This is a genomic window from Bacillus sp. UNCCL81 (assembly GCF_900112535.1).
GTDB lineage: Bacteria > Bacillota > Bacilli > Bacillales > Bacillaceae_G > Gottfriedia > Gottfriedia luciferensis_B.
In genome coordinates, this window is the sequence record NZ_FOMF01000013.1 from 1 (window position 1) to 14,430 (window position 14,430).

Consider the following 14,430-nt stretch of genomic DNA (forward strand, 5'->3'; position numbering starts at 1 on the left):
GTTGAAAATATTATGACCTAATGTTTAGAAAAACAAATTCAGTTGATTAGTTTTTCTACATAACAGTTAGGTTACTCTAAGTAAAGGCTATTTGATTAGGGTTTATTTCAGACTTTTTTGGATGATTAAGTTGATTGGAGCGGATAGTGCTCGACTCCTATGGGATAAGCGGGAAGGCTGAGACCCCGCAGGCTTGCCGAGGAGGCTAAAGAATCTCGCCCCATGGAAAGCGAGCATCCTGTAGTGGAAATCAACATCACTCTACTCCTTTTACGAAAATTTGGTAATTTAACTGACAAGGTTGTTTTTTAACTAATCCCATGAAAGAATAAAGGCTTAGGAAATACCGCTCAAATGCTCATGAATAACCAGCCAAACACCATGGTCATTTTTTATAAATACATTGGTAGCTCTACCATGACCGGATACAAAGTTTCCTTTCAAATATCCTTCATATTGAAATTGATAAGTACATGTTGCAGAATTGTGATCGGTAGTTAACCATTTTACATTTGTAGCTTTGTAAACTTCATTTTGAATTACATTCCAAGCATTTTCAAAATACTGCTGAATTTCTAGTAAAGAAGTACAGGTTTTGTCTGAAAACCAATAAATGGCGTCCTTGTGTATATATTTTTTTACTTGATTAAAATCATGTGTATTTGTTGCAGTTATGTATTGTTGTAACGCATTTTGATAGCTCATATACAAACCACCTTTATAGTAGAGTTGAAGTAAGTCTTGTAGGTGAATATCTATAATACATCATAGTATTCTTTGCATAAGTAATCAGTTAGTTTAAAGCAAAAGAAACCCTCAAGGTAAGTTAAACTTCCTTAAGGGCTGCGGTAAGCATAAATGAACCTATTAATTGCTTTCTTCATCTATTTCCTGCTGTTATGTCTTTGGTACTGAACTTAAGTAACTTCAATCATACCGCCACTTATTCGCTTATAACCTCTCCATTTCGCTATATCTTCCATTAATTGCAATAGAGCTAAATCCTTTTTTTTCGATTCAATCATTATATCGATATCACTTCCAATTGATCTGACGATGTCAAAAAAGGGCTTAATAAAGTCAATGTCAATTAAATCTGAATGTGCTCTGAACTCTTTATCGGATTTCGGAGATGAAATATGAATTTTAGGCTTCAAAAATGTATGCTCCCAAGTAGAAAATATAATGGGTAATAATTTCTCTAATGGTTCTTCACATAAGTTTGCCATATGATGATGATAGTCAAATACGAGCGGAATACCTTCGTTTTTACAAACCATTAGTGTTTCAGCTGTATTATACGTTTTATCGTCATTTTCTAGCGTCATTTGTTTTTTTATGTGAGTAGGGAGCTTTTTTATATTTTCATAAAAACGTTGGATCGCAAGCTCTTTATTTCCATACGCTCCTCCAATATGTATATTAATGACGCTTTGGTCAGAAATACCCATTGCTTCAAGAACTTTATAATGATACTCCATATCAATCACAGCATTATCAGTTATATGAGGTTTTTCACTTGTAAAAAGCGTGAATTGGTTAGGGTGAAAACTAACTCTTAATTCATGCTTCTTGATAAAATCACCTATTTCTTTAAACTGTTTGTGAAAAATATTTATATAATCGAATTCTACATCTGGATGAGTCGCTAAAGGGACCATTGAAGAGGACATTCTATATAAGGGAATTTGTTGTCCCACATTATAATGAAGTGCTCTATACGTATTTTCAATATTTTGCGATGTAACAGAAATTAATTTCTCTAAACGTTCTTCCAGGTCAAGGGCTTTATAACGTGTAAATGTAAGAGTTTTTGCAGGTGAACAATTATATAAAGATAATGCATGTGATACATATCCAAATCGAATGATCATATTTTGTTCACCTCTACCTTGGTTTTTGTATATGTACAAATGTTTACATTAATGGAGAAAGAAGCTTAGATAAAAGCTTGCGACATTTCCATAAGAATGTTGTATTTTTATAATGTTCAATAGGATATGATTTTGAGCGTTCTAAGTCCTTTGTAAATATTTCCTTAATCTTCAATATGAAAGACTCACTTGAAAAAATACAGCTCCATTCATCATTTATGCAAAGACTTCTACGATCAAAGTTAACGGATCCTACATCACAACAACAATCATCGATGAGTAGTACTTTGGCATGAAAGAACCCTTTCTGATAATGAAAAACTTCCCCACCACCTTCTAAAATTAAAAGGAGATGTGGAAAACTCGCCTCTTTAACTAGTCTGTGGTCTTCTTTTTCCGGCACCATTACGCATATGTGGACACCTCGTTTAAGAGCGGCAAGAAGTGCGTTCATCAGTTTTTTTGTCGGAATAAAGTAAGGTGTACCAATATAAATATGTTTTTTTGCCTGATTTATTAAATCTTTATATAGATTCTCAATGCGTACAAAGTCCGAAGAATAGAAGTGATGCTCGATTTTCCCTTTTGCTAATTCATCGTCATTAATTAACGTAAAGGATTCTCCGCCACTTCTAACCCAGTCTATTAAAAATTGAATGTGTAAATCTTTTACACCTTCACCTGTCATTCGAATATGATAATCTCTCCAATAACCTAAATCTTCATCAAAACCAATATATTCTTTGCCAATATTAAAACCACCAAAATAACCGACTTTTTGATCTATTACAGTAATCTTTCGATGGTTACGATGTTGAAAACGATAAAGGGTAAATGGAAATCCCGTTCGCCGATTAAAAAGTACTTCTACGCCATTTTCTATTAGTTTTTTTATTCTTTTACGCTTAAGCCTAAAGCTTCCGATCCAATCAACAAGGAGGCGTACTTGTAATCCTTCCTGAGCTTTTCTTTCAAGTAATGATAAAAATTTTTCGGATGTATCATCATTTCGAACAATATAAAAAAGCATCGAAATACTACTACTTGCTTCTGTTATATCGTCTAGAAGATGCTTGTACAAATCATTACCATCTGTTATTAACATTGTCTCACTATATCTTTTTTTAAATGGACAAGTTTTATCATATTTATGAAATGCTTTATAGCCAAAATAAAGATCTAAGCTAGCAAGGAGTATAAGAAAGAGTAGAGCAATTAAGCAAATGAAAAGAATCATATAATTAAACTCCTTTACCTTTTACGTGTTGATAGTATGACCATATCCATTGAAGAATATGAAAAAGAGCCAATTTAATATGAAAAAGTATTTGACTGAATAGTCATTCATAATATAATTAAATTATATATTTTCTGAATATTATTATGGTTATAAATTTTTAAACAGTAAGCGTTTTCTTTATAACCGGGAAAATTGGGGGAGGAATACATCATGAATCATGCACTTTTGTATTTGAACGCACTAGGGTTTGTGGCAATTACAGTTTATGCAATTTATTTATTCGTTTACCTGATTCAAACAAGACTTGCCTACATTAAATTAGGTAAAAAAGAAGAATTTGAAAGAAATTTGAAAGAACGTTTTCAAAAAATTTGGGTCAATGTTTTTGGACAAAAAAAGCTATTAAAGGATAAGAAAAGTGGATTTATTCATTTGTTATTCTTTTATGGATTCATTTTAGTTCAAGCAGGAGCTTTAGACTTTATTATAAGAGGTCTTGTTCCTAGCGCACATTTACCTCTTGGACCTTTATATGGTGCATTTACATTTTTTGAAGAAATCATTGCGTTACTTATATTGGTGGCAGTTGTTTGGGCCTTCCATAGACGATATATTGAGAAGTTAGTTCGACTAAAAAGAGGTTGGAAAAGCGGTTTAGTTCTTATTTTTATTGGTTTATTAATGTTATCAACGCTTTTTGGTAATGGTATGGGAATCATTTGGCATGGTGAAGCAACAAGCTTTCATGAACCAATCGCATCATTAATTGCAACAGTTTTTAACGGTATTAGTAAGCCTTTATCAATTTCATTATTTTATGTTGCGTGGTGGACTCACTTAATTTCACTTTTAACGTTCTTAGTATATGTACCTCAATCAAAACACGCACATTTACTTGCTGGTCCAGCAAACGTGTATTTTAATCGTTTAACGAAAGCAGGAAAATTAGAAAAAATAGATTTTGAAGATGAAACACAAGAAACATTTGGTGTTGGAAAAATCAGCGACTTCCGTCAATCACAATTAATTGATTTATATGCTTGTGTAGAATGTGGTCGTTGTACTAATGTATGTCCAGCTACTGCAACTGGAAAAATGCTGTCACCGATGGATTTAATTTTAAAACTCCGTGATCATTTAACTGAAACAGGGGCTGTTGTAACATCTCGTGCACCTTGGGTTCCAACAGTTGCATTTTCTAAAACAAAAGGAAATCAATTAGCATTTGCTTCACAAGGAAAACAAGAATCAGCAGCAACATTGGAATATAGTCCAAGTTTAATTGGTGATGTAATTACTGAGGAAGAGATTTGGGCATGTACAACTTGTCGTAATTGTGAAGATCAATGTCCTGTAATGAATGAGCATGTTGAAAAGGTAATTGATTTACGTCGTTATTTAGTTTTAACGGAAGGTAAGATGCAACCAGATGCTCAACGTGCAATGACAAATATCGAACGTCAAGGAAACCCATGGGGATTAAATCGTAAAGACCGTGAAAACTGGAGAGAACTTGATGAAAGTATCCATATCCCAACAGTAAAAGAAGCTCAGAAAGCTGGAGAAGAAATTGAGTACTTATTCTGGGTTGGTGCAATGGGTTCATATGATAACCGTAGCCAGAAAATCGCATTAGCATTTGCGAAACTAATGAATGAAGCTGGAATTAAGTTTGCAATTTTAGGTAATAAGGAGAAAAATTCTGGTGATACACCTAGACGATTAGGTCAAGAATTCTTATTCCAAGAGTTAGCAAGTAATAATATCGCAGAAATTGAAAAATCGGGAGTAAGCAAATTAGTAACAATTGACCCGCATGCTTATAACACATTTAAAAATGAATATCCTGATTTTGGTTTATCAATAGAAGTTTATCATCATACAGAATTATTATCTCAATTGGTTAAAGAGGGTAAGTTAAAACCGGTTCATCAAGTTAATGAAGTGATTACTTACCACGATTCATGTTATTTAGGTCGATACAATGAAGTTTATGAAGCTCCTAGGGATATTCTTCGTGCAATTCCTGGTGTCAAACTAGTTGAAATGGAGCGTAAGCGCGAAACAGGTATGTGCTGTGGAGCGGGTGGAGGATTAATGTGGATGGAAGAGCATGTTGGTAATCGTATTAATGTAACACGTACTGAACAAGCACTTGCAGTTAGTCCAAATGTAATTGGAACAGGTTGCCCTTATTGCTTAACAATGCTATCAGATGGAACAAAAGCAAAAGAAGTCGAAGAAAATGTTAAAACACTAGATATAGCAGAGCTTTTAGAGTTATCGATTTTTGGTGACAAACAAAACCAAGCTTCATAAAAGTTCTATAACTTTTCAATCTTCATAAAATAGCAATGAAAGGTGTGCAACTTGTACACCTTTCAGACTGCCTGTCAGCGTTTTTTTATTTGGTGAATTGATTGATTATAGAATTTTATTATAGAGGAGAAATAGATAAAATTTTAAGGGGGAAAATGGGATGAGTAAAACAGTTATAGTAAGTGCAGTTCGTACACCAATCGGACGTTTTGGAGGCGCCTTAAAGGGCTTTAGTGCTGCTCAGTTAGGTGGTATCGCAATTAAAGAGACATTGAACCGTGTTAACCATCCATTAGAAATGATTGATGATGTAATAATGGGAACAGTTTTACAAGGTGGACAAGGACAATTACCTTCAAGACAAGCACTTCGTAATGCAGGATTACCTTGGGAAACAAGATCAGAGACAATAAATAAAGTATGTGCATCTGGTATGCGTAGCGTTATGCTTTCTGATTTATTGATTCGTTCTGGTGAAAGTAAACGTATTGTTGCAGGTGGAATGGAATCAATGAGCAATACACCTTATTATCAAACCTCTATAAGATGGGGAAATAAAATGGGGAACACAGAATTAAAGGATGGCCTTCTAGTAGATGGCTTAACTTGTTCATTTACTGGAGTTCATATGGGCACATACGGAAGTGAAGTTGCTAAACTTGAAGACATATCTCGTGAGCAACAAGATGAGTGGGCACTTCGTAGTCAACAACTTGCGGTTGAATCGATTAAAACAGGTAAATTTGAAGAAGAGATTGTAACGATTGAGTCAGTTGGCAAAAAAGGAGTCGTAACAAAAATAGAAGTAGACGAGTGTCCAAGGGAAGATACTACTATTGAAAAACTAGCTAAGCTATCTCCAGCATTTGATCGCGACGGAACAATCACAGCTGGAAATGCACCTGGATTAAATGACGCAGGTGCGGCACTTTTATTAATGAGTGAGGAAGAAGCAAAACTAAATGGCTATGTACCTTTAGCTACAATCGTTGCAACAGAATCAATGGCTGTAGAAGCAAAAGACTTTCCTAGAACTCCGGGATATGTCATTCAAAAATTATTACAAAAAACAAATAAAAAGATATCAGATATTGATTTATTTGAAATTAACGAAGCATTCGCAGCAGTAGTTTTAGCAAGTGCGAAAATTGCGGATATACCTTTAGAAAAAATAAATGTAAATGGTGGAGCGATTGCTCTAGGACATCCAATTGGAGCAAGTGGTGCAAGAATCATTGTAACCTTAATTAATGCATTAAAAGCACGAGGCGGAGGCCTTGGAATTGCTGCAATTTGTAGCGGTGGTGGTCAAGGAGACGCAGTCTTAGTAGAGGTACGATAAGAGGGAAAAGCAAGAATAGCAGTGTATGGAAGAGCAGGAAAGGTGTGGAGGGGAATGTTTCCTTCTATCTAAGTACTGCCTCCCTTAAGCTGTTATTTTTTTGCTTTTCTATTTTTGCGTATTAACTTGACCCTGTTTTTCCTTCCTTCCAGACTTAAAAATTTTTCTACAAAAAATAACAGGAATTTTCAGATTTTTGTCTAATATTATACGAAGTAGACTATCTTTTTAGTCAAAGTAGAAAATATTTTGTTAACGCTTACAAAAATCGACAAAAACAACATGGCAGTGATAAGGGAGCAATTAAGTTAAGGGGAATAGGATATAAAATAATTATCTTTAATTAAAACCTTTCATTTGATTGTGATACTTGTCCTAGCAAAAATCGGGGGAAATGATCTATGCAATTTCGTTTAAGTGAAGAACATGAAATGATTCGTAAAATGGTAAGAGATTTTGCTAGAAATGAGGTTGCTCCGTCAGCTGCTGAGCGTGATGAGCATGAAAAATTTGATCGTTCAATTTTTGATCAAATGGCTGAGTTGGGATTAACAGGAATTCCATTCCCAGAGGAATATGGTGGAATCGGCAGTGATTATTTAGCTTACGTTATCGCTGTTGAAGAGCTTTCTCGGGTTTGTGCTTCAACAGGTGTAACGTTATCAGCCCACACTTCATTAGCTAGTTGGCCGATATATAAGTTTGGTACTGAAGAACAAAAACAAAAATTCTTAAAACCGTTAGCACAAGGAACAAAAATCGGTGCTTATGGATTAACTGAACCAGGATCTGGGTCAGATGCTGGTGGTATGAGAACGACTGCTAGAAAAGAAGGAAACGAATATATATTAAATGGTTCAAAAATATTTATTACAAACGGTGGAGAAGCGGAAATTTACGTAGTATTTGCTGTGACAGATCCTACAAATAAACACGGAGTTTCTGCATTTATCGTTGAAAGTGATACACCAGGTTTTTCAGTTGGTAAGAAAGAAAGTAAATTAGGTATTCGTTCATCGCCGACAACTGAAATTATCTTTGAAGAATGCCGCATCCCAGCTGAAAACTTATTAGGTGAAGAAGGTAAAGGATTTAAAGTTGCGATGCAAACGCTTGATGGTGGTAGAAATGGAATCGCTGCTCAAGCAGTAGGTATTGCACAAGGTGCTTTAGATGCTTCAGTTGATTACGCTAAAGAGCGTGTTCAATTTGGCAAACCAATTATTGCTCAGCAAGGTGTCTCATTTAAACTTGCTGATATGGCTACAAGTATCGAAGCTTCTCGTCTATTAACTTATCAAGCTGCTTGGTTAGAATCTAATGGACTTCCATATGGTAAGGAATCTGCTATGTCTAAATTACTAGCAGGAGATACTGCGATGAAGGTTACAACAGAGGCAGTACAAGTTTTCGGTGGCTATGGATATACAAAGGATTATCCAGTGGAACGCTTTATGAGAGATGCTAAAATAACTCAAATCTATGAAGGAACACAAGAAATTCAAAGACTAGTAATCTCAAGAATGCTATAAAAAATAATATTATTCTTCTTTTCGCATTACGAAAGATTAGGATCGCTTGGTACAAGGAATATGGATAGCCCTTTACCAAGTTTTCTTTTACAAAAAAAGGCAATTATATTTCTGGGGGATGATTAGTATGGTAGAAAAGTATCAAGCTAAGCACAAGATTCGTTTCGTTACTGCATCAAGCTTATTTGATGGCCATGACGTGTCAATCAATATGATTAGAAGATTATTGCAAGAAAATGGAGTTGAAGTAATTCATTTAGGCCATAACCGCTCTGTTGAAGAAATTATTAACGCAGCAATTCAAGAGGATGTACAAGGTATTTCAATTTCTTCCTACCAAGGTGGACATATGGAGTACTTTAAATATATGTACGATTTGCTTCAAGAAAGAGGCGCTTCTCACATCAAGTTATTTGGTGGAGGTGGTGGCGTAATTCTACCTAAGGAGCAAGAGGAGTTAGAAGCATACGGAATCACTAAAATCTATTCACCTGAAGATGGCCGTATAATGGGTCTTCAAGGGATGATTAATCATATGTTACAAAGCACAGATTTTCTTCCACCTTTGAAGGACTTAGAAAACGTTCAAAAACTATCTGCTACAAATCATAAAGAAATTGCTAGATTTATTACTTTAGCTGAAAATAAAGGTTCTCTAGATTCAAGCTTAGAGATGGCCGCAACATTAGAAAAATCAGAAACTGATAAAAGTGTAGTAATTGGTATGACTGGTACTGGTGGAGCGGGTAAGAGTTCATTAACAGATGAGCTAGTACGCCGTTTTATTCAAGAGTTTCCAGAAAAAACAATCGGTATTGTTTCAATTGACCCAACAAAACGTAAAACAGGTGGGGCACTATTAGGTGATCGTATTCGTATGAATTCAATCCATCATCCAAATGTGTATATGAGAAGTTTAGCTACTCGAGATAGTCAATCTGAAATCTCAAATGCATTAGAGGATACGATTTCAATCTTAAAATCAGCTGACTTTGACGTTATTTTTGTTGAGACAAGTGGTATAGGTCAAGGTGATGCTGCAATTACGCAGTACAGTGATATTCATCTGTACGTTATGACAAGTGAATTTGGAGCACCTTCGCAATTAGAAAAAATTGATATGATTGACTTTGCAGACTTGATTGCAATTAATAAATTTGAACGTCAAGGCTCAGAAGATGCATTACGTCTTGTTCAAAAACAATATCAACGTAGTCGTCATCTTTTCCATGATGATATCGCTACAATGCCTGTATATGGAACAATAGCTAGCCAGTTCAACGATGCAGGAACTAATAATTTATTTTTAGCTTTAACAAAATCAATTGAAAAACACACTACAAATGAGTGGAATACGACATATATTAAGCCGGGTAATGTTGAGAAACAACATGTCATTATTCCAAGTAATCGTCGTTTTTATTTAAGAGAAATTGCAGAAACTGTAAGAAACTATCACGAAAACACTGAAGTTGAGGCAGCAAAAGCTTCAAAGCTTTATCAAATTGAAGGAACACTGTCTGAAATAGAGTCACAAAATATTGAAGATGCAAAACATACATTAGTAGATTTGAAAAATAAATTTGAAGAATCTCTTGCTCCATCTACAAAACAAGCACTAAATCATTTTAAATTGATTAAAGAAGCATATTCACAAGATCAACTAATTCAAAAAATTAGAGATAAAGAAATTAAAGTTGAGTTAACAACTACAACTTTATCGGGCACAAAAATACCGAAAGTATCTGTACCTACTTATCGAGATTATGGAGATTTATTAAGATGGGTAGCAAAAGAAAACGTACCTGGATATTACCCATTTACAGCTGGAGTGTTCCCATTCAAGCGTCAAGATGAAGATCCAAAGAGACAATTTGCTGGTGAGGGGCCTCCAAGTAGAACGAATAAACGATTCCACTATCTATGTGAGAATGACCCAGCTAAACGTTTAAGTACTGCATTTGATTCAGTAACTCTATACGGAGAAGACCCAGCAATCCGTCCTGATATTTTTGGGAAAATTGGTGAGAGTGGAGTTAATGTATGTACTTTAGATAATATGATTGAGCTTTATAATGGTTTTGATTTATGTAGTCCTTCAACATCTGTTTCTATGACAATTAATGGTCCAGCACCAATTATTTTAGCTATGTTTTTAAATACTGCTATCCATCAACAAGTTGAAATAAAAGAAAAAGAATTAGGTCGTATTTTAACAGTTGAAGAATTTACAGAAATAAAGCGAGTAACTTTACAAAAAGTTCGTGGTACTGTTCAAGCTGACATTTTAAAAGAGGATCAAGGTCAAAATACATGTATTTTCTCAACAGAATTCGCTTTAAAAATGATGGGCGATATACAACAGTATTTTATTGATAATAGTGTTCGTAATTATTATTCGGTTTCAATTTCTGGATATCATATTGCTGAAGCTGGAGCAAATCCTATTTCACAACTTGCATTCACTTTATCAAATGGATTCACTTACGTTGAATATTATTTAAGTCGAGGCATGAAAATTGATGATTTTGCCCATAATTTATCATTCTTCTTTAGTAATGGGCTTGATGCTGAGTATTCTGTAATCGGACGTGTAGCGAGAAGAATTTGGGCTGTTACGATGAAAGAAAAATATGGTGCATCTGAACGTAGCCAAAAACTTAAATACCATGTTCAAACATCAGGTCGCTCATTACATGCTCAAGAGATGGCGTTTAATGATATACGTACAACTTTACAAGCATTACTGGCTTTATACGATAACTGTAACTCACTTCATACGAATGCATATGATGAAGCTGTTACAACTCCTACTGAGGAATCTGTACGTCGAGCAATGGCGATTCAGCTTATTATTCAAAAAGAAAATGGTCTATCAAAAAATGAAAATCCAATCCAAGGATCATTTATCATTGAGCAGTTAACAGACTTAGTAGAAGAAGCAGTCTTAAAAGAGTTTGAGAGAATCAGTGACCGTGGTGGCGTATTAGGTGCGATGGAGCTTCAATATCAACGTGGCAAAATTCAAGAAGAATCACTTTATTATGAAACACTTAAACATAATGGTGAACTTCCAATTATAGGAGTAAACTCTTATATCAATCCTAACGAACAAATGGAATCAATTAATACGATGGAAATCGCTAGATCAAGCTACGAAGAAAAACAATCGCAAATTGATCATGTAGAACAATTCCAAGTGAAACATAAATCAGAAGCACAGGTTGCTTTAGAACAATTAAAACAAGTTGCTCGTCAAAATGGCAATTTATTCGAAGAGCTAATGAATACTGTTCGCGTTGCTAGTTTAGGACAAATCACTCAAGCATTATATGAAGTAGGCGGACAATACCGTAGAAATATGTAAAAAAGAATTGTGAAAGCCGGTTGTCCTGCTTTAAGACAGCATAAGTGGCATGTGACTGGAGTTAGGTAGAATGGGCGTCTTTTAGACGCTCATTTTACTATTTTCGCAAAAAATTAGTCTAATATTGAAAAATATAGACAAGGTGCTAGCATATTTAACTTAGTTTTGTTTATAATGAAAGATATGTATTTTATAGCTAACTAGTAAAATTTATACATAATGTTATTAAATTATGGTGAAAATATTATTTTTAAAGGAGTGCTTACCTTGAGTTTAAAGCAATACTCGGAAGAGCAATTAAAAGAATTATCGCTTATTGAATTAGCATATGAACTTTTTTCTGAAACAAAGGAACCTATTTCTTTTTACGATTTAGTTGACCAAATGGCAACAGTTTTAGGTGTAACTAGAGAGGCACTATTAGAAAAACTTCCTCAATTTTATACAGAATTAAATATTGATGGCCGTTTCGTATGTTTAGGTGAAAATCGCTGGGGATTACGTGCTTGGTATCCATACGATCAAGCAGAAGAAGAAGTATTACCTGTTGCAAAACCTAAGAAGAAACGTAAACAATTAGAAGAAGAAGATGAGTTCGAAGATTATGACGCATCTGAAGAAGATGATTTTGAAGAGGAAGAACTTGAATTAGACGAGTTAGATGAAGATCTAGTTGATGATGATGAAACTGATGAGTTTGATGACGAAGAAATCGATGAAGATGATGAAGATCTTGAAATAGATGATGAAGATTTAGAGCTAGAAGATGAAGAAGAAGAAGAATTAGATGAATTTGAAGAGGAAGAAGAACGATAAGTTCTTGACTTTTAAGTACTGAATGAGTAGAATTCTTATTGGGCTCTTTAAAAAGAACGAAATATATTTTGACGCTCCCTATTTTAAATAGGGGGCGTCTTTGTTTTTTTACAAATACTTAATGTAATAAAACAATAAATGAAATGTTTGCTTTCGATTCAAATGTTAAAAATTTGCATGAAAAAACCCAATTTTGGATGACAATAAAGCATGCATACAAAATGTTATTAAATAATTTTTTATAAAGGATTAGCTTTGTAATTTCTTGTAAGGAAAAATAAAATACGAATGCTAAAAATGAAAGGGGCTCAATTATGACAAAGTATATTTTTGTAACAGGTGGCGTAGTTTCTTCTCTTGGTAAAGGGATTGTTGCAGCATCTTTAGGACGACTACTAAAAAATAGAGGATTAAATGTAACAATTCAAAAGTTCGATCCTTACATTAACTTAGATCCAGGAACAATGAGTCCATACCAACATGGTGAAGTTTTCGTAACAGATGACGGTGCAGAAACAGACTTAGACTTAGGTCATTATGAAAGATTTGTTGATATTAACGTTACTAAATTCAACAATGTAACATGTGGTAAAGTTTATTCTACGGTATTACAAAAAGAACGTCGTGGAGATTACTTAGGAGGAACTGTACAAGTTATCCCACACATTACAAATGAGATTAAGGATAAAGTTTTCCGTGCTGGTCGCGAAACAAATGCAGATGTTGTTATCACTGAGATCGGTGGAACAGTTGGTGATATCGAGTCATTACCTTTTATCGAAGCTATTCGTCAAATTAAAGGTGATGTAGGCCGTGACAACGTAATGTATGTTCACTGTACACTTCTACCTTATATTAAAGCTGCTGGTGAGTTAAAAACTAAACCAACCCAACACAGTGTAAAAGAACTTCGTAGCATTGGTATTCAACCAAATGTGATCGTATTACGTTCAGAAACATCTGTACCACAAGAAATGAAAGATAAAATTGCTCAATTCTGTGATGTAGATGCTAAAGATGTGATCGAATGTGTAGATGCAGATACTCTTTACGAAATCCCATTAGCGTTACAAGCACAAGGATTAGATAGTATCGCATGTAATCATTTAAAACTACAAACAAATGAAGCAGATATGACAGAGTGGATTTCTTTAGTAGACAAAGTTAAAAACTTAACTAAATCAACAAAAATCGCTCTTGTTGGTAAATATGTAGAATTACAAGATGCTTATATTTCAGTAGCAGAGGCATTAAAGCACGCAGGATATGCTTTTGATAGTGAAATTGAAATTAAATGGATTAATGCAGAAGAAGTTACATCAGCTAATGTAAACGAACTTTTAAGCAATGTAGATGGAATTCTTGTACCAGGTGGATTCGGAGACCGTGGTGTAGAAGGCAAAATCTTAACTGCACAATTTGCTCGTGAAAATAACGTACCATTCTTAGGAATTTGTCTAGGTATGCAAATTGCGTCAATTGAATTTGCTAGAAATGTTTTAGGCTTGAAAGGTGCTCACTCAGCAGAAATTGATCCTACTACTAACTATCCAATTATCGATTTATTACCTGAACAAAAAGATGTAGAAGATTTAGGTGGTACATTACGTTTAGGTTTATATCCATGTAAATTAGTTGAAGGTTCAAAAGCATACGAAGCTTACGGGGATGAAGTTGTTTACGAACGTCACCGTCATCGTTATGAGTTCAATAATGAATACCGTCAACAAATGGAACAAGAAGGATTTATCTTCTCAGGTACTAGCCCTGATGGTCGTTTAGTAGAAATTATTGAGTTGCCAAATCATCCATGGTTTGTAGCTTCACAATTCCACCCAGAGTTTATTTCTCGTCCAAATAGACCACAACCATTATTCAGAGATTTTGTAGGAGCATCACTACAAAACCGAGGATAAGAAAATAAAAAAGACCCAACAGGA

The 14,430-nt window shown here is 34.5% G+C and carries 9 protein-coding genes; 6 read left to right on the top strand and 3 right to left on the bottom strand.

Annotated features, from left to right (window positions below):
* Positions 1-336: 336 nt before the first annotated feature.
* The 3 genes from BM319_RS21005 to cls all read right to left on the bottom strand — a co-directional run bounded on the left by BM319_RS21005 (position 337) and on the right by cls (position 3,111).
* Positions 337-705, bottom strand: coding sequence for a YybH family protein (locus BM319_RS21005; protein WP_069033713.1), 369 nt, complete (start codon positions 703-705; stop codon positions 337-339).
* Between the two features lie 212 nt (positions 706-917).
* Positions 918-1,874: a UV DNA damage repair endonuclease UvsE gene (gene uvsE, locus BM319_RS21010; RefSeq protein ID WP_025569254.1), complete on the bottom strand. Its 957-nt coding sequence runs from the start codon at positions 1,872-1,874 to the stop codon at positions 918-920.
* 43 nt (positions 1,875-1,917) lie between these two features.
* Positions 1,918-3,111: a cardiolipin synthase gene (cls, locus tag BM319_RS21015; protein WP_091024562.1), complete on the bottom strand. Its 1,194-nt coding sequence runs from the start codon at positions 3,109-3,111 to the stop codon at positions 1,918-1,920.
* Between the two features lie 213 nt (positions 3,112-3,324).
* On the opposite strand from cls, the gene BM319_RS21020 reads away from it, so the two are divergent.
* The 6 genes from BM319_RS21020 (at position 3,325) to pyrG (ending at position 14,406) form a co-directional block, all read left to right on the top strand.
* Positions 3,325-5,433 carry a heterodisulfide reductase-related iron-sulfur binding cluster gene (locus BM319_RS21020; RefSeq protein WP_091024563.1) on the top strand — a complete coding sequence of 703 codons (2,109 nt, stop codon included), beginning with the start codon at positions 3,325-3,327 and terminating at the stop codon, positions 5,431-5,433.
* 160 nt (positions 5,434-5,593) lie between these two features.
* Positions 5,594-6,775, top strand: a complete 1,182-nt coding sequence (locus BM319_RS21025) for an acetyl-CoA C-acetyltransferase (RefSeq protein WP_069033716.1) — start codon at positions 5,594-5,596, stop codon at positions 6,773-6,775.
* Positions 6,776-7,176: 401 nt separating this feature from the next.
* Positions 7,177-8,307 carry an acyl-CoA dehydrogenase gene (locus BM319_RS21030; protein ID WP_069033717.1) on the top strand — a complete coding sequence of 377 codons (1,131 nt, stop codon included), beginning with the start codon at positions 7,177-7,179 and terminating at the stop codon, positions 8,305-8,307.
* Between the two features lie 127 nt (positions 8,308-8,434).
* Positions 8,435-11,674 carry a fused isobutyryl-CoA mutase/GTPase IcmF gene (icmF, locus tag BM319_RS21035; RefSeq protein ID WP_069033718.1) on the top strand — a complete coding sequence of 1,080 codons (3,240 nt, stop codon included), beginning with the start codon at positions 8,435-8,437 and terminating at the stop codon, positions 11,672-11,674.
* A 267-nt stretch (positions 11,675-11,941) separates the two neighbouring features.
* Positions 11,942-12,490: a DNA-directed RNA polymerase subunit delta gene (gene rpoE, locus BM319_RS21040; protein ID WP_069033719.1), complete on the top strand. Its 549-nt coding sequence runs from the start codon at positions 11,942-11,944 to the stop codon at positions 12,488-12,490.
* A gap of 314 nt (positions 12,491-12,804) precedes the next feature.
* Positions 12,805-14,406 carry a CTP synthase gene (gene pyrG, locus BM319_RS21045; RefSeq protein WP_091024564.1) on the top strand — a complete coding sequence of 534 codons (1,602 nt, stop codon included), beginning with the start codon at positions 12,805-12,807 and terminating at the stop codon, positions 14,404-14,406.
* Positions 14,407-14,430: the final 24 nt, after the last annotated feature.

Coding starts and splice junctions, on each gene's coding strand:
- BM319_RS21005 (WP_069033713.1), bottom strand. CDS start 705: ATGAGCTATCAAAATGCGTTACAACAATACATAACTGCAACAAATACA.
- uvsE (WP_025569254.1), bottom strand. CDS start 1,874: ATGATCATTCGATTTGGATATGTATCACATGCATTATCTTTATATAAT.
- cls (WP_091024562.1), bottom strand. CDS start 3,111: ATGATTCTTTTCATTTGCTTAATTGCTCTACTCTTTCTTATACTCCTT.
- BM319_RS21020 (WP_091024563.1), top strand. CDS start 3,325: ATGAATCATGCACTTTTGTATTTGAACGCACTAGGGTTTGTGGCAATT.
- BM319_RS21025 (WP_069033716.1), top strand. CDS start 5,594: ATGAGTAAAACAGTTATAGTAAGTGCAGTTCGTACACCAATCGGACGT.
- BM319_RS21030 (WP_069033717.1), top strand. CDS start 7,177: ATGCAATTTCGTTTAAGTGAAGAACATGAAATGATTCGTAAAATGGTA.
- icmF (WP_069033718.1), top strand. CDS start 8,435: ATGGTAGAAAAGTATCAAGCTAAGCACAAGATTCGTTTCGTTACTGCA.
- pyrG (WP_091024564.1), top strand. CDS start 12,805: ATGACAAAGTATATTTTTGTAACAGGTGGCGTAGTTTCTTCTCTTGGT.